Annotated in this window: 19 protein-coding genes, 1 tRNA gene and 3 pseudogenes; 19 read left to right on the top strand and 4 right to left on the bottom strand. The window is 58.4% G+C overall.

All coding sequences use genetic code 11. The annotated features are described in order from the left end of the window. The first annotated feature begins 2 nt into the window (after window positions 1-2). From murA to hisD, 4 genes are all read left to right on the top strand, one after another. A complete protein-coding gene (gene murA / locus ETW24_RS17715) occupies window positions 3-1,271 on the top strand; it encodes a UDP-N-acetylglucosamine 1-carboxyvinyltransferase (RefSeq protein ID WP_129372261.1) in 1,269 nt (422 codons plus the stop codon). Further along, a complete protein-coding gene (locus ETW24_RS17710; protein WP_129372260.1) occupies window positions 1,271-1,747 on the top strand; it encodes a DUF2948 family protein in 477 nt (158 codons plus the stop codon). The genes murA and ETW24_RS17710 overlap by 1 nt, the downstream gene beginning before the upstream one ends. A gap of 3 nt (window positions 1,748-1,750) precedes the next feature. Next, on the top strand, window positions 1,751-2,263 hold the full coding sequence (locus tag ETW24_RS17705) for a GNAT family N-acetyltransferase (protein WP_129372259.1): 513 nt from the start codon (window positions 1,751-1,753) through the stop codon (window positions 2,261-2,263). A gap of 190 nt (window positions 2,264-2,453) precedes the next feature. Next, window positions 2,454-3,755, top strand: a complete 1,302-nt coding sequence (gene hisD, locus ETW24_RS17700) for a histidinol dehydrogenase (RefSeq protein ID WP_129372258.1) — start codon at window positions 2,454-2,456, stop codon at window positions 3,753-3,755. Between the two features lie 242 nt (window positions 3,756-3,997). Here the strand turns inward: hisD and ETW24_RS17695 are convergent, their stop codons facing one another. Continuing rightward, window positions 3,998-4,756 (bottom strand): SDR family oxidoreductase, encoded by a 759-nt coding sequence (locus ETW24_RS17695; protein WP_129372257.1) that lies wholly within the window; start codon window positions 4,754-4,756, stop codon window positions 3,998-4,000. Window positions 4,757-4,916: 160 nt separating this feature from the next. Here ETW24_RS17695 and ETW24_RS17690 point away from each other — a divergent pair, with 160 nt between their 5' ends. From ETW24_RS17690 to ETW24_RS17675, 4 genes are read left to right on the top strand one after another with little or no spacing between them, the layout of a single operon-like run. Then, window positions 4,917-5,396 carry a UPF0262 family protein gene (locus ETW24_RS17690; RefSeq protein WP_129372256.1) on the top strand — a complete coding sequence of 160 codons (480 nt, stop codon included), beginning with the start codon at window positions 4,917-4,919 and terminating at the stop codon, window positions 5,394-5,396. A 3-nt stretch (window positions 5,397-5,399) separates the two neighbouring features. Beyond that, the gene (locus tag ETW24_RS17685) at window positions 5,400-5,858 is read left to right on the top strand and encodes an arsenate-mycothiol transferase ArsC (RefSeq protein ID WP_129372255.1); all 459 of its coding nucleotides are present in this window, start codon (window positions 5,400-5,402) and stop codon (window positions 5,856-5,858) included. Next, window positions 5,855-6,253 (top strand): ketosteroid isomerase-related protein, encoded by a 399-nt coding sequence (locus tag ETW24_RS17680; RefSeq protein WP_129372254.1) that lies wholly within the window; start codon window positions 5,855-5,857, stop codon window positions 6,251-6,253. The genes ETW24_RS17685 and ETW24_RS17680 overlap by 4 nt, the downstream gene beginning before the upstream one ends. Next, the gene (locus ETW24_RS17675) at window positions 6,250-6,837 is read left to right on the top strand and encodes a GNAT family N-acetyltransferase (protein WP_129372253.1); all 588 of its coding nucleotides are present in this window, start codon (window positions 6,250-6,252) and stop codon (window positions 6,835-6,837) included. Before ETW24_RS17680 ends, ETW24_RS17675 begins: the two co-directional genes overlap by 4 nt. A 41-nt stretch (window positions 6,838-6,878) precedes the next feature. Here ETW24_RS17675 and ETW24_RS17670 read toward each other — a convergent pair whose 3' ends face one another. Beyond that, window positions 6,879-7,799: a hypothetical protein gene (locus tag ETW24_RS17670; RefSeq protein ID WP_129372252.1), complete on the bottom strand. Its 921-nt coding sequence runs from the start codon at window positions 7,797-7,799 to the stop codon at window positions 6,879-6,881. A 257-nt stretch (window positions 7,800-8,056) separates the two neighbouring features. On the opposite strand from ETW24_RS17670, the gene ETW24_RS17665 reads away from it, so the two are divergent. From ETW24_RS17665 to ETW24_RS17640, 6 genes are all read left to right on the top strand, one after another. Continuing rightward, a complete protein-coding gene (locus ETW24_RS17665; RefSeq protein ID WP_129372251.1) occupies window positions 8,057-8,935 on the top strand; it encodes a carbon-nitrogen hydrolase family protein in 879 nt (292 codons plus the stop codon). 83 nt (window positions 8,936-9,018) lie between these two features. After that, a complete protein-coding gene (infA, locus tag ETW24_RS17660; protein WP_005978431.1) occupies window positions 9,019-9,237 on the top strand; it encodes a translation initiation factor IF-1 in 219 nt (72 codons plus the stop codon). A gap of 177 nt (window positions 9,238-9,414) precedes the next feature. Beyond that, the gene (locus tag ETW24_RS17655) at window positions 9,415-9,996 is read left to right on the top strand and encodes a Maf family protein (RefSeq protein ID WP_129372250.1); all 582 of its coding nucleotides are present in this window, start codon (window positions 9,415-9,417) and stop codon (window positions 9,994-9,996) included. Further along, complete coding sequence (locus ETW24_RS17650; protein ID WP_129372249.1) at window positions 9,993-11,015, top strand: ribonuclease E/G; 1,023 nt, start codon at window positions 9,993-9,995, stop codon at window positions 11,013-11,015. Before ETW24_RS17655 ends, ETW24_RS17650 begins: the two co-directional genes overlap by 4 nt. Continuing rightward, on the top strand, window positions 11,012-11,215 hold the full coding sequence (locus ETW24_RS17645; RefSeq protein ID WP_129372248.1) for a DNA gyrase inhibitor YacG: 204 nt from the start codon (window positions 11,012-11,014) through the stop codon (window positions 11,213-11,215). Before ETW24_RS17650 ends, ETW24_RS17645 begins: the two co-directional genes overlap by 4 nt. 81 nt (window positions 11,216-11,296) lie before the next feature. Then, window positions 11,297-11,371, top strand: a tRNA-Phe gene (locus tag ETW24_RS17640). A 93-nt stretch (window positions 11,372-11,464) separates the two neighbouring features. Here the strand turns inward: ETW24_RS17640 and ETW24_RS17635 are convergent. Next, complete coding sequence (locus ETW24_RS17635; RefSeq protein ID WP_164982765.1) at window positions 11,465-11,968, bottom strand: GIY-YIG nuclease family protein; 504 nt, start codon at window positions 11,966-11,968, stop codon at window positions 11,465-11,467. Window positions 11,969-12,259: 291 nt separating this feature from the next. Here ETW24_RS17635 and ETW24_RS17630 point away from each other — a divergent pair, with 291 nt between their 5' ends. From ETW24_RS17630 to ETW24_RS17610, 5 genes and pseudogenes are all read left to right on the top strand, one after another. Continuing rightward, a complete protein-coding gene (locus ETW24_RS17630) occupies window positions 12,260-14,146 on the top strand; it encodes a hypothetical protein (protein WP_164982764.1) in 1,887 nt (628 codons plus the stop codon). Next, window positions 14,143-15,066: an HNH endonuclease gene (locus tag ETW24_RS17625; protein ID WP_129372245.1), complete on the top strand. Its 924-nt coding sequence runs from the start codon at window positions 14,143-14,145 to the stop codon at window positions 15,064-15,066. The genes ETW24_RS17630 and ETW24_RS17625 overlap by 4 nt, the downstream gene beginning before the upstream one ends. Window positions 15,067-15,140: 74 nt before the next feature. Further along, a pseudogene (locus tag ETW24_RS17620) lies at window positions 15,141-15,769 on the top strand (IS5 family transposase); the annotation flags it as partial. Window positions 15,770-15,907: 138 nt separating this feature from the next. Beyond that, window positions 15,908-16,947 (top strand): annotated as a pseudogene (locus ETW24_RS17615) (IS481 family transposase). Window positions 16,948-17,004: 57 nt separating this feature from the next. Continuing rightward, window positions 17,005-17,166, top strand: a pseudogene (locus tag ETW24_RS17610) (transposase); the annotation flags it as partial. A gap of 211 nt (window positions 17,167-17,377) precedes the next feature. Here the strand turns inward: ETW24_RS17610 and ETW24_RS17605 are convergent. After that, entirely contained in the window at window positions 17,378-18,820 is a 1,443-nt protein-coding gene (locus tag ETW24_RS17605) for a calcium-binding protein (RefSeq protein WP_254695760.1), read from the bottom strand. Between the last annotated feature and the right edge of the window lie 95 nt (window positions 18,821-18,915).

The following is an 18,915-nucleotide window of genomic DNA, read 5'->3' as shown; positions in this document are numbered from 1 at the left end:
AGATGGATTCGATTCTGGTAACTGGCAACGGCCCGCTGAACGGGCAGATTCCAATCGCAGGGGCCAAAAACGCCTGCCTCACGCTGATGCCTGCGACGCTCCTGAGCGAGGAACCGCTGACGCTGACCAATGCGCCGCGCTTGAGCGATATCAAGACAATGACATTGCTCTTGCAGTCACTGGGCGCCGAAGTGTCCAGCCTGCAGGACGGCCAGGTGCTGGCAATGTCGAGCCATGACCTGACCAGCCATGTGGCTGACTATGACATCGTGCGGAAAATGCGCGCCTCCAACCTGGTGCTGGGTCCGATGCTGGCGCGGCTGGGGCAGGCGGTGGTGTCGCTGCCCGGCGGCTGCGCAATCGGCGCCCGGCCGATGGATCTGCACATTCAGGGTCTTGAGGCGCTGGGCGCCGAGATTGAGCTGAAGGACGGGTATCTGCACGCCAAGGCCCCGGGGGGGCTGAAAGGCGCGGTGGTGGAGCTGAGCTTTGCCTCGGTCGGGGCAACCGAGAATATCATGATGGCAGCCACCCTGGCAAAGGGCACCACCGTCATCAAGAACGCCGCGCGCGAGCCGGAGATCGTTGATCTGGCAGATTGCCTGCGGAAAATGGGCGCGCAGATCGACGGCGACGGTACCCCCGACATCACCATTCAGGGCGTCGACCGCCTGCATGGGGCGACTCATCAGGTGGTAACCGACCGGATCGAGCTGGGCACATATATGTTGGCACCCGCGATCTGCGGCGGCGAGGTGGAGCTGCTGGGCGGCCGCCGCAGCCTGCTGGAAAGCTTCTGCAGCAAACTGGAGGCGGCAGGAATCGAGATCACCGAGGGTAAAAACAGCCTGACCGTCAGCCGCAAGAACGGCCGACTGCAGGCCGTGGATGTGGTGACCGAGCCATTCCCGGGCTTTCCGACCGACTTGCAAGCACAGATGATGGCACTGATGTGTACTGCTGAAGGCACGTCTGTTCTGGAAGAAAAGATCTTTGAGAACCGCTTTATGCATGCCCCGGAACTCACCCGCATGGGGGCACAGATCGAAGTGCACGGCGGCCATGCAACCGTGACCGGCGTTGAAATGCTGAAAGGCGCTCCGGTGATGGCTACCGACCTGCGCGCCTCGGTCTCGCTGATTCTTGCCGGCCTGGCGGCGGAAGGCGAAACCAAGGTAAGCCGGGTCTACCACTTGGACCGCGGCTATGAGCATGTGGTGCGCAAGCTGTCTGGCGTCGGCGCCAAAATCGAACGGATCAGGGAAGAGTGATGGCGGATGCAAGCTTTGAAGACGGCCGCGAGGCGCCTCTGAATCTGGGCGCACTGGAGGAGGAGGATCTCAAGGTCCTGTCCTCATTGGTGCAGGATGCGGTGTTTCCGGTCACCGAAATGAGCTGGCGCGCTTCCGAACGCCGCTTTGCACTGCTGGTGAACCGTTTCCGCTGGGAGGACCGCGAGGCTGCGGAAAGCCGTGGCAGGGCTTTTGAGCGGGTGCAGTCGCTGCTGGTGGTGGACAATGTCCTGGGCGTTTCCTCACAAGGCGTGGACCGCAAGGATAAGGATCTGATTCTGTCGCTGCTTGCCGTCACTTTCGAGCCCGGAGAGGACGGCGCAGGCCATGTGCTGCTGACCCTGGCTGGCGACGGTGCTCTGCGCCTGCCAGTGGAGGCGCTGGAGGTGTCCCTGCGTGATGTCACCCGCCCCTACCGGGCACCTTCTGGCCAGGCCCCGGACCACGGCAGCTGATCCATGCAGAACAAGCGTGGCATTTCCCAGGTTTTCGCCGCCCCGGCGGCACCACTGGAAATCCGCCGCGCCACGGTTTTCGACGTCTTTGCCATGAGCCGGGTGCTCATCGCCTCGATCCGCGATCTGTGTCAGGCGGACCACGGCAGTGATGCCGCCCGGATCGCGGACTGGACCGCCAACAAGACGCCGGAGCAGGTCCGCGGCTGGATCGCCGGACCCGGGTGCTACTGGCTGGCCGAGCATGGCGGCGAGGCCGCTGCCGTGGGCGGGCTGTCTCCGGACGGCTCCATCTCCCTGCTGTATGTTGCCCCAGCCGCAGCCGGCCGGGGCACTGGCGCCGTCATGCTGGCGTATCTGGAGGCGGAGCTGCTGCAGAGCGGCCATGCCGAGGGCAGCCTTGACGCCACCCGGACAGCACTGGACTTCTATCGCAGGCACGGCTGGCAGACGGCAGGAAAGACTGGCGGATGCTGCGGCACACCCTGCATTGCAATGCGCAAATCCTTACGCTGAGCTTCCGCTTCTTTCTGGTTCCAAACACCCCGGGGTGAATTGGCCGTCAGGCCAAGAGGGGCAGAGCCCCTTACCCTATTTAAACCTGCGGGGCAGCGCCCCTGCCGCTTGCGTCCAATTGCACCGTTCGCACGCATAAATCTTGAGGCTCTGCGCCCTTGCGGATATGCGGGGGCCAAAGGAGATCCCGATGCCGCAGTTTCTGAACACCGCTGATGCCGGTTTTGAGCAGTCCTTCACCGCCCTTCTGGGCGCTAAGCGCGAGGATAGCCCGGATGTGGATGCTGTCGTGGCGGGGATCATCGCTGACGTGCGCGACCGCGGTGATGCGGCACTGGTGGAGCTGACGGCGAAGTTTGACCGGATGGAGCTGGAGCCTGCGCAACTGCGGATTACTGGTGCAGAGGTGGAGGCGGCCATCGCCACGGTTTCTGCTGAAGAGCGTCAGGCGCTGGAACTGGCGGCCGACCGCATCCGCGCCTATCACATGCGCCAGATGCCGGAAGATGCGCAGTGGACGGACGAGGCCGGCGCAACGCTGGGCTGGCGCTGGTCGGCAGTCTCGGCGGCTGGGCTTTATGTTCCGGGCGGGCTGGCCTCTTATCCCTCTTCGGTGCTGATGAACGCGATCCCGGCCAAAGTTGCAGGCGTGCAGCGGCTGGCGGTCACGGTTCCAACCCCGGACGGCCAGATCAACCCGCTGGTGCTGCTGGCAGCAAAGATTGCAGAGGTGGATGAAATCTACCGGGTCGGCGGGGCACAGGCGGTGGCGGCGCTGGCCTATGGCACTGAAACTATCGCCCCGGTCGATAAGATAACCGGCCCGGGCAATGCCTTTGTTGCAGCCGCCAAGCGGCGGGTGTTTGGCAAGGTCGGCATCGACATGATCGCCGGGCCGTCTGAAATCCTGGTGATTGCGGATAAGGACAATAATCCCGACTGGATCGCACTGGATCTGATGAGCCAATCCGAACATGACGAAAGCGCCCAGTCGATTCTGATCACCGATGACGAAGGATTTGGCCTGGCTGTGGCAGCGGCGGTGGATAAGCGTCTGGAAACGCTGGAACGCCGCGCAATTGCCGGCCCCTCCTGGCGGGATTTTGGTGCGGTGATAACAGTGCGGGACCTGGATGAGGCGGCGGCGCTGTCCAACCGCATTGCACCGGAGCATCTGGAGTTGTGTGTCGCCGATCCGGTAGCCTTGAGCGAGAAAACCATCCATGCAGGCGCCATCTTCCTGGGTCAATACACGCCCGAAGCCATTGGCGACTATGTCGGCGGCCCGAACCATGTGCTGCCGACGGCGCGTTCAGCCCGGTTTTCCTCCGGATTGTCAGTTCTGGATTTTCTCAAGCGCACGACCCTTAGCCAGATGACATCGGACGCGCTGCGGGCAATTGGCCCGGCGGCAGAAATTCTGGCTCACAGTGAAAGCCTGCAGGCGCACAGTCTTTCCGTCACCGCCCGGCTGGATGCGCTGAACAAGTAAGCGGAGCAGGGGCGCTGCCCCTCTGCGCGAGCCGCGCATTCACCCCGGGATATTTTCCGCCAGATGAAAGGGATCCGCGCCCCGGGCCCGCCGGGGCGCTTCACCTGGCGCGGTCATCGGCGTCCCCGCCTGTACCGCAAGACTAGGGTCGCCAAGTTTGGTTAATGATCCGTTGCTTCATCTGGCCCCAATATCCCCGCCGGAGGCCGCAAGTCATTTTTCCCGGAAAAATGACGCAGCACTCAATAGTGCGCGGTATAGCCGCCATCCACAGCCAGCACCTGCCCGGTGATGTAGGACGCGGCAGGGGAGGCGAGGAACAGGATGGCGGGCGCCAGCTCCTCAGGCTCGCCCCAGCGGCCGAGCGAGGTGGCATTTTTCAATTTCGCTGCAATTTCCGGGTCAGCGGCCGCGGACATGTTGGGGCTGGTTTTGAAGAAACCCGGGGCAATGGCATTCACTGTGATGCCTTTGGGGCCAAGCTCCGCCGCCAGTGCCTTGGTCATGCCGTTGATGCCGGCTTTGGCTGTTGTGTAGGCCGCATCCCCGGATTGGGCGATGAGTCCGGCAATCGAGGATATGTTGATGATGCGGCCATACCCCTTTGGTGCCATTTGGGCGGCGGCCAATTGCGCAAGACGGAACGGGGCGATCAGATCAACATCCCATAGCGCTTGCAGATCGGATCGCGTGAAGTCCATGAGGTTGCGCCGGTCTCGCTGGCCCACGTTATTGACCAGAATATCGAGACCGCCTTCACCAGCGATGCCTTCGAATGCCGGGGTTGCAGATCCCTCATCAGCCACATCCAGAACCAATGCGCGGGCCTTTCCCGGCATCCGGCTCAAGGCCGCCGCCACCCTTTCTTTATTGCGTCCGTTCACCCAAACCTCGGCTCCGGCTTCAGACAGAAGGCGGGCAGCGGCAAACCCCAGCCCGTCCGTGGAGCCGGTCACCAGCGCGCGCTGGCCTTTGAGGGAAAACTGATCAAGCCCTGTCATCGTCCTGTCTCCTGTTGCAGGCAAGCTGTTCGTGCAGGCGTGGCCTGTCAAGCACTGCCGCAAATGGCGCAGGCTTTGACGCCCGCTGCTGCATTGCCCCAAGCGCGGCGGTGCGATAGTCATGGCCGGACGCCTTAGCGCATATTAGAGACAAAGACCCATGAGCCGCATCAGCCATATCGAATTGGACGACCGCAACCTGCCGCCTCCGACGCCTGAAATTGAGCAGGAGCGGAAAGTTGCGATTTACGACCTGATCGAGGACAACAGTTTTGCGCTGCCGTCCCGCGAAGGACGCGACCTGCCCGCCGGCCCTTATCATTTAGGGCTGGCGATCCGCGACAAGCGCCTGGTCTTTGACATTATCACGGAAGAGGGTGAGAAAGCAGCAGAGTTCCACCTGTCGTTGTCGCCGTTCCGTCAGGTGGTCAAGGACTACTATCAAATCTGTGAAAGCTACTTCAGCGCGGTGAAAACCATGCCGCCCAGTCAGATCGAGACCATCGACATGGCGCGGCGCGGCATCCACAACGAAGGCAGCCGGGTTCTGCAGGAACGGCTGGAAGGCAAGGCCGAAGTCGACACCGACACCGCCAGGCGCCTGTTCACCTTGATCTGCGTCTTGCATTTCGGAGGCTGACGGGTGGAGGAGCTGCCGCAGTCCATTCTGTTCTGTTGCGACCACAATTCGGTCCGCTCTCCAATGGCGGAGGGCATCATGAAGAAATTCTTTGGCACCGGCACCTATGTGCAGTCCGCCGGTGTCAAGAACGACATGGAGATCGACGGTTTCGCCATCTCTGTCTGCCAGGAAATCGATGTCGAGCTGTCGCGCCACCGGTCGCGCTCGTTTGACGAGATGGAACGCTGGGGCGATGACCTGTCGTCCTTCGATCTGGTGGTGGCGCTGTCGCCGGCCAGCCAGCGCCGGGCGCTGGAACTTACCCGTTTTTTTCACCTCGATGTCGAATATTGGCCGATTATGGACCCTACCGGGCTCGGCGAGACACGCGCAGCCAAGCTAGATGTCTACCGGCAATCACGGGACCAAATCATCCAGCACTTGAAGAGCCGCTGGGGTGAACCGACGGAGAGAACATGACCGATACCATCGCGCGCTATTTCGCAGCCTTCAACGCCGCCGACACCGACGCCATGCTGGACTGCCTGGACAACCAGATTGCCCATCATGTGAACGAGGGCAAAATCCGGGTAGGCAAAGATAAATTCGCGGAATTCTGCGCCCACATGAGCCGCTGCTATAAGGAAGAGCTGACCGGTATGGTGATCTTTTCCAATGGCGACGGCACCCGTGCAGCGGCAGAGTTCATCGTCAACGGCACCTATCTGGTGACGGACGAGGGCCTGCCGGAAGCCAAGGGCCAGACCTACCGCCTGCCAGGCGGCTCGTTCTTTGAACTGAAAGACGGCAAGATTTCCCGCGTCACCACCTATTACAACCTGGCGGACTGGATCGCCCAGGTCTCCGCCGGATGACGATCCGGGTTGAGACGATGACCGGCGCGGCGCTGGAGGCCGCGCTGGACGATGTGGCACACCTGCGCATCAAAGTCTTCCGCGCCTGGCCATACCTGTACGATGGCGACTTGGCGTATGAGCGGGAATACCTGCAAAGCTACCGTGACAGCACCCGCGCCGTGGTGGCCGGAGCCTTTGACGGTGAAACCCTGGTCGGGGCCTCCACCGGCGCACCGCTGAGCGATCATGCGGATGATTTCGCGGCGGCGTTCGAGGGCACCGGCATTGACCTGACCAGCGTCTTCTACTGCGCCGAATCCGTGCTGCTGCCGGAATACCGCGGCCATGGCGCCGGCCACGGTTTCTTTGATGCGCGCGAATCCCATGCCCGCAAGCATGGGTTCAGCAAGACCGCCTTTTGCAGCGTGCAGCGCCCGGCGGACCACCCGTTGCGGCCTGCGGACTACGCGCCGCTCGATCCATTCTGGCGTAAGCGTGGCTACATGCCGTTGACGGGCGCCACCGCGCATTTTTCCTGGAAGGATGTGGATCAGGCCGGGGAAACCAGCAAGCCGCTGCAGTTCTGGATCCGGGATCTGTAAGGGGGGGCAGGCGCCCGCGCGGGGCGCCTTAAACCTGAAATTCAGACGCCTTCGGGGCGGGCTTTTTGCAGCTCGTCCAGGGCCTGCTTGTGCTGGGCCAGGAAGAATCTCACGTCATCCTGAGCGGACTTGAAGCTGTTCTGCGCCGCAACCAGCGCCTTGCCGGTTGCAACCCGCTCCTTCTCGATGCCGGACTGTTTGGCGTATTGCTTCAGCAGGCTGGTGGCTTCCTTTAGGATCTTGGGCAGGGTTTCCTTGATGTTCTTGGCATGAAGCGCGATCTTGTGCTTCTTGATCAGCGCCCGCAGCGCTGCGTCGGCTTTGCCTTCGATATCCTCGCGATTGACGCCTTCCTTACTGTACTGCGCCTTCCAGGCCTTGCGGACGGCCTCCAAGTCCTTTTCAGCCTGTTTCACATCCTTGACGATGTCATTGCAGGCGCCTTCGATCTTGGCACCACGGGTATGAAGATCCTTCAGCTCCTTCAGAACCAGCTTATTTTTCTGGTCATGCTCCTTCTTGAGCTTTTCCAGATGCTTGTCGGTTTCTTCATTTTCCTTCTCGACCTTCAACTGCTGCGCCATCTGCTTTTGCTTGATCTTGTCCGCATTGCGGGCCAGCTCTGCTGCCGCATCCTCTCGCTTTTCGATCAGCTTGGCATAGGCCAGGCACAGGTCCCTGCTGTGCGATTGCAGTTTGCCGCATTTGCCGCGCGCCTTCAGCATCGCATTGGCCAGCATACTGAACGCCTGCACGATCTCAGACATCTGGTCCAGATCTGCCTTGGACGGATCGCCCGACGGCGGCACGCCCATTTTCTCCAGCAGATCCATATATTTGCCCACGCCACTGCCCTTGCAGGCGCCGGCCCGGTATTCACGCCAGAATTTGGTGCGGAAGCCTTTTTTCGGGATGTCGGCAATAACGCCTTTCAGGTTCTTGTCATCAAGCTTGGTAGCCAAGGGAGTGGTCCTTTTTCAAATTAACAAATGAGTGTCTGCGCCCGAGAATGGCCAAATAGCCGCGCAACACCAAGATGGAACGCTGGATGCAGCTGTTTCCGTTGCAAAAATGCGCATCCTTTTCGAACTGTTTTTGCGGCCCGGTCCGGCGGCAGCTGCAATCTGTATACTGCCCCGCCTTGCGCCGGGCACCTTTGCAGGGCAATCCTGCCGGAAGGCCGCACCGGGATGCGGCTGCCGGCCACCGGAGAGACCGCATGAAAATCGCCACCGCCGCCTATCCGCTCGACTGGCTCAGCAGCTGGGCACAATATGAGGACAAGCTGGCCGCCTGGGTGGCAGAGGCTGCCGGAAATGGCGCCGAGCTGCTGGTGTTCCCGGAATACGGCGCGATGGAGCTGTCAACGCTGGACGGCGCGGCGGTTGCCGCCGATCTGGAGCAGTCTATCCACTCGGTGTCGGAAAAAATGGAGGATGCTGCTGCGCTGCATCTGCGGCTCGCCGCCGAACACGGGGTGCATATCCTGGGTGCCTCTGCCCCGGTCAACAGCGGCCTCACCCGGCCGGTGAACCGGGCAGAGCTCTACACGCCCTCAGGTAAGCGGGATCATCAGGACAAGCAGATCATGACCCGGTTCGAGCGAGAGGACTGGGGCATCATGGGCGGCGGGCCGCTCAAGATTTTCGATACCGCCCTGGGCAGAATCGGGGTGCTGATCTGCTATGACAGCGAATTCCCGCTGCTGGGGCGTGCGCTGGCACAGACGGATGTGATTCTCGTCCCCTCCTGCACCGAAGCGCTGGCCGGATACTGGCGGGTGCGCATCGGTGCCATGTCCCGGGCGCTGGAAAATCAATGCGTGGCTGCCATGGCATCCATCGTCGGCGCCAACGAATGGTCCGAGGCAGTGGACCTGAACACCGGTACCGGCGGCATTTTCGGCCCGCCGGACAAGGGCTTCCCCGGCACCGGCGTTCTGGCCGAAGGCACGCTGAACCAGCCGGGCTGGACCTACGCCGAGGCCGACCTGGAGGCCATCGCCCATGTGCGGGCATCTGGCGGGGTGTTGAACCGGCTGCATTGGGAAGAACAAATGCCGCGGGTGAAATCGGTCACAAAGGCCGCTCTTTGCTGATTGAGCCCTTGAAATATTGGAAAAATGACCCCATTTAGGCGCACGTCCCGCAGTTTGCGGGCTAACCCAATGATGGAGACAACATGGCCAAGGAAGATACGCTCGAATTTCCCGGTGTCGTGAAGGAACTCCTGCCTAACGCGACGTTTCGGGTCGAGCTTGAGAACGGCCATGAGATCATCGCGCATACGGCAGGCAAGATGCGCAAAAACCGCATCCGTGTTCTGGCAGGCGACAAGGTCCAGGTGGAAATGACCCCCTATGACCTGACCAAGGGCCGGATCAACTATCGCTTCAAGTAAGCTGTTGATCTGGAAGAAATATCAAGGCCCGGCATTCTGCCGGGCTTTTGTTTTTCGGGCGGCCTTGCCGCCGCGGCCCCGGGCGGGGATGTTTCTGACAGAAGGAAGGTGCAGGCGCACTTTTCCAATGCTGAAATCCACCCTATGACGGGCGCAAACGGACAAGAGGGCCACGGCATGGCATTCATTCTGGGATCGGGCAGCCCGCGGCGGCTGCAGCTTCTGGCGCAGCTCGGCGTGCATCCGGACGCGGTGCGCCCGCCGGAAATTGATGAAACGCCGCTGAAGGCTGAGTTGCCACGGGCCTACTGCGCGCGGGTGACACGGGAAAAAACCCAAGCTGTCCCCGCGGGGACAGAGGATATTGTTCTTTGTGCCGACACCACCGTTGCCTTGGGCCGGCGCATACTGGGCAAGCCGCGCGATGCAGGCGAGGCAGCAGAGTTCCTGCTGGCCCTGTCAGGCCGCCGCCACCGGGTGATCACCGCCGTTGCTGTGCGCCGCGGCGGCCATGTCTGGGAAAAAGACGTGGTCAGCCAAGTGAAGATGAAAAACCTCTCCGACGAGGAGTTGAACGCCTATCTCGCCACAGGCGACTGGAAAGGCAAGGCCGGCGCCTATGCCATCCAGGGACCGGCGGGCGCTTTCATACCATGGATCAGCGGCTCCTTCACCGGGATTGTCGGGTTGCCGTTGTCCGAGACTGCCAATCTTTTGCGCGCCGCCGGGCTGCCGCTGTATCAGGAGTCCGCCGCATGAAGGGCCGCACCATCATTCTCGACCACATCCAGGACCGTGAAGCCGCAGCACTGATGGTGGACGGCAAACTGGAGGACTTCCTGGCCGAAAGCGACGCCCCCGCGCCCGGCACCATCTACCGCGCCCGCGCCGACCGGCCCGTGAAGGGGCAGGGCGGCATGTTCCTGACCACGCCTGACGGCCCGGCCTTCCTGCGCCAGGTCAAAGGACTGGCACCTGGCCTGATGATCCTGGTGCAGGTCTCCGGTTATGCCGAGCCGGGCAAGGCCATTCCGGTCACTCAGAAGCTGCTGTTCAAGAGCCGCTATGCCATTGTCACGCCGGAGGCGCCGGGGCTGAACATCTCGCGCAGCATCCGCGACGAGGACGAGCGCGACCGGCTGCTGGAGATTGCACATGAGGAAATGGGCGAGTCGGGCTACGGCCTGATCCTGCGCTCTGCCTGCGCCGGCGCGGACAGCGAAGAGATCGCCGAAGACGTTGCTGCCATGGCGGCGCTGGCGGCGCAGGTAATGCAGGATGAAGGTTCCGAGCCGGAGGTATTGGCCGAAGGTGACACCCCCCATCTGCTGGCCTGGCGGGACTGGGTGGAACCTGCTGATGTGGAGCGCGAACCCGGCGGGTTCGAACGTCTGGGCGTACTGGATGCGCTGGACATTGCACAGGGTATCCGCGAGCCGCTGCCGGGCGGCGCCTTCCTGTTCATCGAGCCGACCCGCGCCCTGGTGGCGGTGGATGTGAACACCGGCTCGGACACCTCGCTTGCGTCGGGCGTTAAGGCCAATATGGCCGCCGCCAAGGTCCTGCCCCGCGCCTTGCGGGTGCGCGGCTTGGGCGGCCAGATCATCCTGGACCTGGCCCCGATGCCCAAGAAGGACCGGCGCGGCTTTGAAACCGCGCTGCGGTCCGCCTTCCGGGCCGATTCCGAGGAAACGGTTCTGGCTGGCTGGACCAACCTCGGCCATTTTGAGTTGCAGCGCAAACGCGGCCGCATTGCCCTGAATGAGGTGCTGAAATGAGCTGCCCGATCTGCGGCGGGGAAATGCAGAAGACACACCGGCCTTTCTGTTCCAAGCGCTGTGCTGATATCGACCTCGGGAAATGGCTGACCGGTGCCTATTCAGTGCCCAGCCAGGACCTGGAAGACATTGAAAACGCTCTGGAAGAAGCTGGCCGCGCGCAGGCGCCGAAAGAAAATCCGCAGCAAACCCGCCATTAGCGCTTTTCTTTGAAAAACCCTCTGGACACCGCCGCGCGCTCGTCATAGAAGGCCCTCACCCAAGGCGAACAGCCTTCCCGTGCCCGGGTAGCTCAGGGGTAGAGCAGTGGATTGAAAATCCTCGTGTCGGTGGTTCGATTCCGCCCCCGGGCACCATTTAATTCAGCAGAAACAATGCTTTGATGAATGTGAAAATCTGGCTCGCAGCTACATCAGCGCGCTGGGTGTCGCATGGGTGCCAACGTAGATTTACGGTTCGCTTTCTTGAGAATTGCCTTCAACCAACGGGATGCGATGCGACGAGTGGGAGGTTTCTTCTCGTTGGAAGCCAAGCTTTGATAATTTTCGTGTCGAGTACTCGAGTGTTAACTCGCTCATCCCGGTCGAATTCATGAAATAGATGAAGTCGATCGAGTTCCTATTGATGTCCTGCTCACTAAAAGCCCTAAACTCTGTCAAAAACAGATCTTCGAATTCGTCGCCTTCAAACTCGTACCATTCTCCTGTGACCCAAAATCGATCCATTCCAAGCTGCAAGTACTTTTCAACATTTTTGTGGTTCCAGAATGGTTTAACGCCGATCACCTCACATTCGGGCAGCCAAGTTTTAGCTTGCTTAATCCGAGTCACTCTGTTGACAGAGCGCCCAATTTTTAACCGGGAACCTGCGCCAAGAAGATAAATGTAGCCGGGATCTCTCGGCTGGACCCCAAAGTTCGCAAGACCCGGACTCGGCGAAAATTGATCTGGCACTCGGCGATCCTCCTTTTGTCGAGTGATTGTCATCTATCACAAGCACGTTGCTTACTCGACTGTCTCATACTAGCTTCCACAACCATAACGTTAATGAGGTTTTGATTTGACAACGCTTTCCCCAAATATTGAAAACCGCGTTCGCAAGCTCCCGAAGCCTTCGTCTCCGGCACAGGGGCTGATCCCCCTCCTTAGGCAGTGAGTAATGCGTTCTTTGCAATAGATGACAGGGCCGAAACGGAAGCCGGACATCGCGGCCAAGTTCGAGTGACAGATCGCGATCTCTCAAGCATGGACAAAATCCAGATTGTTGTAAGTGACGATGGAATAGGCCTCGACGATGTGCGTTTTAGGGCATTTTGCGAAGTTGATACAGATTTCAAAAGCGAGAAAGGTGGAAAGGGAGTTGGACGACTCTACTGGCTAGATGCCTTTTCGAACGCGGAGGTGTCGAGCCGTTTCTTGTCAGAATCGGGTCCACAGACACGGTCCTTTCGGTTTAAGCTTTCCAACGAAGAGCAAATTCAAGATGCTTCGCCAGATGACCTTCCCGAAGCTCCAAGTGGCCTTGGTACTGTCGTCATTTTCTCTGGCTTGCGTGCCGAGAGTTATAGGAAGCAGTTCCCCAAAAGAAAGGACACTTTCCTACGCTATTTCAGTGCCCATTTCATTTCCGATTTTTTGGTCGGGAACGGTGCCGAGGTCATTGTCGATCTTGATGGAGAGTTAACGAAATATCCAGAAGCTGTGTCTGATCTGGTTGTGGGCAAGGCATACCAGGGAGATACTGTGGAGCACGACGAGTTCGGTACTCTGAGTGTTACTGGCTACACTTGCAGGGCTGAAGCGAGCACAGGTCTGGATGGAACCCATCAGCTTCACCTTCTAGCGCATGGACGAACTGTAGAGCCGAGGAAAATCGACAAGCTTCTCGGCGTGCTTAGAGTCAGCCGTGAAGATGATGAAGATCTCGTTTTCCATGGCTGTGTTTCCGGTCCCTACCTCGATCGGCACGTCAATGAAGGGCGCACAGCTTTCAACTTGAAAGAATCCAAACTTCAAGAACTTTGCCGTTTTTGCGCAGACTTTGTGAAAGAAAATTTTATTTCAGAGCAGATAAAGGAGTTCGAAAAGGCTCGGAAGAAAGACTATCAAAACTTTGTTCAACGCTACCCCATTTATGGCTTTGCCGACGACGACACGCAGCTAGGGCGAGTTCCGTTCGCAGCCCGGTCCCCTGAAGAGTTCGCGACAGGCCTCGTGAAGTATCAAATTAGGCGCGATGAAAAAAGGCAAAACGATTTAGAGAGGGTAATTGGCCTGCTAGAGCAAGAGGATGAGATCTCTGAGAGCTTTGCAGATACGCTTGCTACGGCGACACGAGAACTACAAGATTCAGAACGACTGGCTCTTGCGCAGCATGTGGTGCGGCGAAAATTGGTTTTAGAGCTGCTTGAGAAGCTTATCACACGCATTCGGGCACGAGGGGACAAACAAGAGGATTATCACCTCGAAAGTACATTGCATTCATTCATAGTACCGATGCGAGTCAATGGAGAGGATCCCTCACAGGTCGAGTCCACGGCACATGATCTTTGGATTGTTGACGAAAGGTTGGCTTTCACGCGCTCGTTTTCATCAGATCAAAGGCTTGCTCAAACGTTGGCGAATTCCGAAAGCGATGCGCGCCCAGACTTGTTCGTTTGGAACCTTGCACATGGGTTAGGTGTCGTCGATCCCAATGATGAAGACGCCGAAGTCGATGTGTCTGAACCGCTTAGGAAAGTGATGATTGTAGAGTTCAAGCGGCCAGGTCGGCGTCAATACGGAAAAGTCGAGGACCAAATCGAGCAACAGATTACCAAGTACCTCCGGCAATTGAAGGGTGGCCAGATTGAAGCTTTCAACCGTCAGAAGGTCCGAATTGCAAGCGACTGTCTATTCTATGTTTACGTCGTCGCCGACATTGTTGGCGACCTTGAGGATCAACTTGGTGGTTGGACGACTACGGCAAACGGTGAGGGCCGGATTCGAAGCCTAGATAACGATTTCAAGGGTTCAACAATTGAAGTCATCCAGTGGCAAGATTTGGTCAATGATGCGTGGATGCGTAATGAAGCAACGATCCGAGCTGCGGGTCTGTCACGAACTAAACCACTGCGAAGCGGAAGAAATTGACAAAGTCCGAGTCTTCCGAGTTGGGAAAGTGCATTTTTTGCAAGAAAACTGTTGGTCCGTTTCGCAGTGTCGAGCACATTGTTCCTGAGTCCATGGGCAATATTTCTGGTCGGCGCGTCCTCCCTAAGGGCGCTGTTTGCGATCCCTGCAATAACTATTTCGCCACCAAAGTCGAAGGACCTGTATTAAGTCACATTTCCTTCCAAAACTTGCGTGCGAAGTACATGGTGCCGACTAAGCGAGGGAAAACGCCTTTTGTGAGGGGTTTCGCGCACAATACTGACATCGAAGTCGGAATGCGCCTTAACAAGAAGACCGAACGGCTTGAATTCTTTGCTGTCAAAGAGAGCCAAACCGCTGAATACGAGCGTCTCAAAAGATTGGATGCTATGTTCGTTCGTCAGAACCTTCTGGTGTTTCCGATGGATGTCGACCCTCCCCAGAAAGAGATGTCTAGGTTTTTGGCGAAAATGGCATTCGAGGCCTTGTTTGAGCGCTTTTGCTGCACCGTCGGCGAGCAAGAAGCGTATGACATCATTTCTGGCGAACACTATGACCGGGTCCGTGAATGGGCTCGATATGGTCATAATTTTGATGAATGGCCCTTCCACTATCGAGCTTACTTCCCCGAAGAGACGTTGATGGAGCATCCTGATACCAGAGAATGGGTCCGGTTTGGGTTTGGCTACGATTTACTCCTGACCGGAACACCTGAAACTTATTTTGTATTTTCGTATTATGGTCATGAGTTTGCGATCAACTTGGGCGGTCCAGCAATCAAGGGCTATGAAGAGTGGTTGGGTGAGAACAATCACGTGAGTTTCCTTGTGGAAAAGAAAGGCAGCTTCGTCCAGACCGTGACTGAGAACGGAGAGGAGCGGCACTTTCTAGTACCGCTCATCGTTTTTCCTAAAACGTAACCGTGTCTAACTAGGCGGTGTTGACAAAAGGGATTCACAACGCACCGCAGGCGTGATTCAAGCTGGTATCTTCGATGGAGACCAGCTTGGCACGAGATCTGATGACGGATGAGGAATGGGCGTTTTTTGAACACTTCATCCTCGCTATCCGCGCTGCAAACGGGCGCAAACCGGCCAACCACCGCCTTGTTCTGGATGGGATTTTCTGGATATCCAGAACCGGGTCCCCGTGGCGGGACCTACCTGAGGAGTTCGGCAAATGGTCCAGCGTTTACCGCCAGTTCAGGCGCTGGACCCTGGCAGGGCTTTGGGAGGATATCCTGGATGCCCTGAACCAGAGCAGAGCCGTCCCCGACGCCCTGCAAATGGTTGATAGCACCGTGATCCGCGCGCACCACCAAGCCGCTGGCGCAAAAGGGGGACTCCGGAACAGGGTTTTGGCCGCTCAAGAGGTGGGTTTTCGACCAAGATCCACCTCTGCGTCAACGCGCACGGGTTGCCAATGAGAACCGAGATCACGCCGGGGCAAACGTCAGATTACCTTGGCTTTGATCTTGTCATGGCTGACAACCTGCCCGAGCCGAAAGTGCTGCTGGCAGATCGTGGATATGACGCTGATCGCATTCGGGAAAACATGAACGAGCGCATTATCCAGCCGCAAATCCCGATGCGAAAGACCCGCAAGATGCGTGTTGGAGTGGATCATATGAATTAGTCTCGATGTGATCTGACACCGCCCCCATTTTTTCAAATTGGATTGGGGGCGGTGGTTCCCTTGAAGGGAGATGGTTGTCCGTTTTGATGGTGGTGCCAACCAAACCATCGAAACGAGGAAACCACGATGTTGAATACTACCGACAAGATCATCAAACACAAAACCGGCCTGCTGAATCTGGCCGAGGAACTGGGGAATGTCTCGAAAGCCTGTCAGGTGATGGGCTATAGCCGGGATACTTTCTATCGCTACAAGTCAGCCGTTGAAGAAGGCGGCGTGGAAGCGCTGTTTGAGCGCACCCGGCGCAAGCCCAATCTGGCAAACCGGGTGGACGACGCGACCGAGCAGGCCGTCATCAAATCCGCCACTGATTTCCCGGCCTACGGTCAGGCCCGCACTTCGAACGAGTTGCGTAAGCTGGGTGTCTTCGTCTCACCCTCGGGTGTCCGGTCGATCTGGCTGCGGCACGATCTGGCGAACTTCAAGGCCCGGCTGAGGGCGTTGGAAGCCAAGGTGGCCGAGGACGGCATGATCCTGACCGAGGCCCAGGTGCAGGCGCTGGAGAAGAAGAAGCTCGACGATGAAGCCTGCGGCGAGGTGGAAACAGCCCATCCCGGCTATCTGGGATCACAGGACACGTTTTATGTCGGCACCCTCAAGGGCGTCGGGCGGGTCTATCAGCAGACTTACGTGGACACCTATTGCAAGGTGGCGCATGCCAAGCTCTACACCACCAAAACACCGATCACCGCAGCCGACCTGCTCAATGACCGAGTGCTGCCATTCCATGACGAGCACGACCTGCCGGTGCTGCGGATCATGACAGTCGCGGGACGGAATACTGCGGGCGCGTCGACAAACACGATTTCCAGCTCTTCCTGGCGATCAACGATATCGACCACACCAAAACCAAGGTGAAATCACCGCAGACCAATGGCATCTGCGAACGGTTTCACAAGACGGTGTTGCAGGAGTTTTATCAGGTCGCGTTCCGCAAGAAGCTCTACGACAGCATCGAAGCCTTGCAGGCCGATCTGGACGAATGGCTGCACCACTACAACCACGAGCGCACTCATCAGGGCAAAATGTGTTGCGGCAGAACGCCGTTTCAGACCATGATCGAGGGCAAAGAAATCTGGAAGGAAAAGTTCCTGAACCAAACTTGACCTGACAGACGCCGCCGGAAAAACGGCCAACTGTCAGATCACATCGGAACCACTACAGATCATACGCTTTACCGGCTGCGCAATATGGTCGAACGGTGCTTCAACAAGCTCAAGAACGCGCGCCGTGTCGCAACCCGTTATGACAAAACTGCTGAGAGTTTTCTGGGTTTCATCGACATCACGTCAATCCGCCTATGGTTCCGCCTTTTGTCAACATGACCTAACACACTATTGAGTTGCTCTCCTCCTCCCCCCCCCTTGAGGTGTATTCATTAACAATTCTTGGATATGTTGCTGGAACTGAAATTGCGGTCACACATTGATTTCTTTGGACTGCTGCAATCCCAAGGGAACCCCATTGCATGGCCGCCTGAACCGGGCCTAACGCCTAATTCGCATGCGTTGGCCCGGCCACTATTCATGTCAGCACTTATAGAATGCTGATATTGCCGTTCAGGTCCTGCAACTGCAAGTCCAGCAGTGTGAGGTTGTCGCCATTGCCGAAATCAAACAACACATCTCCCGACACCTCGCGGGCATGGCTCAGCGCATCCTGCTCGGACGAGAACCCGAAGCTGCTCAGGACCAGCGTGTCATTACCGTTGCCAAAGTCAGTAACCTGCACGCTATCGTTGCCCTTCTTGAATTCGAAGGTGTCACTGCCGCCGCCACCGGTCAGAATGTCGCTGCCGTCACCGCCCCGGAGATAATCGTTGTTGCCGCCGCCGGACAGGGTGTCCGCACCGCCGCCGCCAAGCAGGCTGTCATTGCCGACACTGCCAATGAGCTCGTCGTTGCTGCTTCCGCCCGACAGTGTGTCGTTACCATATCCGCCTATCAGAATGTCGTTGCCGCCGTCCCCGTCAAGAATGTCGTTCCCTTCATTCCCTTTGATGTAGTCCCCCTGATTGCCACCGGACACCGTATCATCACCATCTCCGGCAAAGATGCTGTCATTGCCCGATCCCCCGTTCAGATCATTGTTGCCGTCATTTCCGGTCAATTCGTTGTTCTTGCCGTTGCCCCGGCCATCAACATTGCCCGTACCCGTCAAAACCAGGTCCTCGATATGCTGACTGTGGTCCCGCATATCAAAGCTGACGGAACTATTGACAAGATCCTGCCCCTCGCCGCTGGTTTCTCTCACGGTGTCAGCGCCTGAGTTCACCCAATACACATCGTTGCCCTCGCCGCCGATCAGCAAGTCCCCGCCATTGCCGCCGTCCAGCGTATCGCCATTGGCGCCGCCATAAAGCGTGTCCGTGCCGCTGCCGCCCGTCAGGCTGTCGTTCCCTTCCTCGCCAAAGAGCTTGTCATCGCCAAGGCCCCCCAGCAATTCATCGCCGCCGTCCCCGCCCTTCAACGTATCGTTATCCCAGCCGCCGTTCAAAGTGTCATTGCCGTTGCCGCCGCGCAGGCTGTCCTCGCCCTGGTTTCCCAAAAGGAGATCATCGCCGCCAGCTCCTTTCAGCGTGTCATTGCCGTTGCCGCCGCGCAGCTCGTTACCGGCGTCATTGCCGGTGATCAAATCGTTGCCGGAGCCGCCAATGGCGTTTTCGATCAGCGAGCGTTCATCACCTTCATGGAGCAATGCGTTGTAGATATTGCCGCTGGCTAAATTTCCATTCCCCAGGCTGGCGGTTTGCGACGAGCTGAAGCTGGAGGATTCACCCGGGTTCAGATCAATGCTCAGGTTGCTGGAGTAAGCCGAGAGATCATAGGTATCGACGCCGCCGCCGTCCCAGATCGTGGCAAAGATCTTATTGCCGCCTGCGTCAATCGCGACACTGCCATTGACCAGCGTATCGCCGGAGTTGGGGTTCCACTTGTAGACCGTGTTGCCGCTGTTGGTGGTGTAATCTGCGCCATACATATGCTGCAGCGCGGCGATATCCAGCATCATGTAGGTCTGCGGAAAATTCCAGCCGCTCACGCTGCCGAAGCCTGACGATCCTTCATAGCTATTGT

This window comes from Leisingera sp. NJS204, assembly GCF_004123675.1.
Taxonomy (GTDB): Bacteria; Pseudomonadota; Alphaproteobacteria; order Rhodobacterales; family Rhodobacteraceae; genus Leisingera.
Note: the sequence above shows the minus strand (reverse complement) of the source record. Positions and strands in the feature narration are given on the sequence as shown.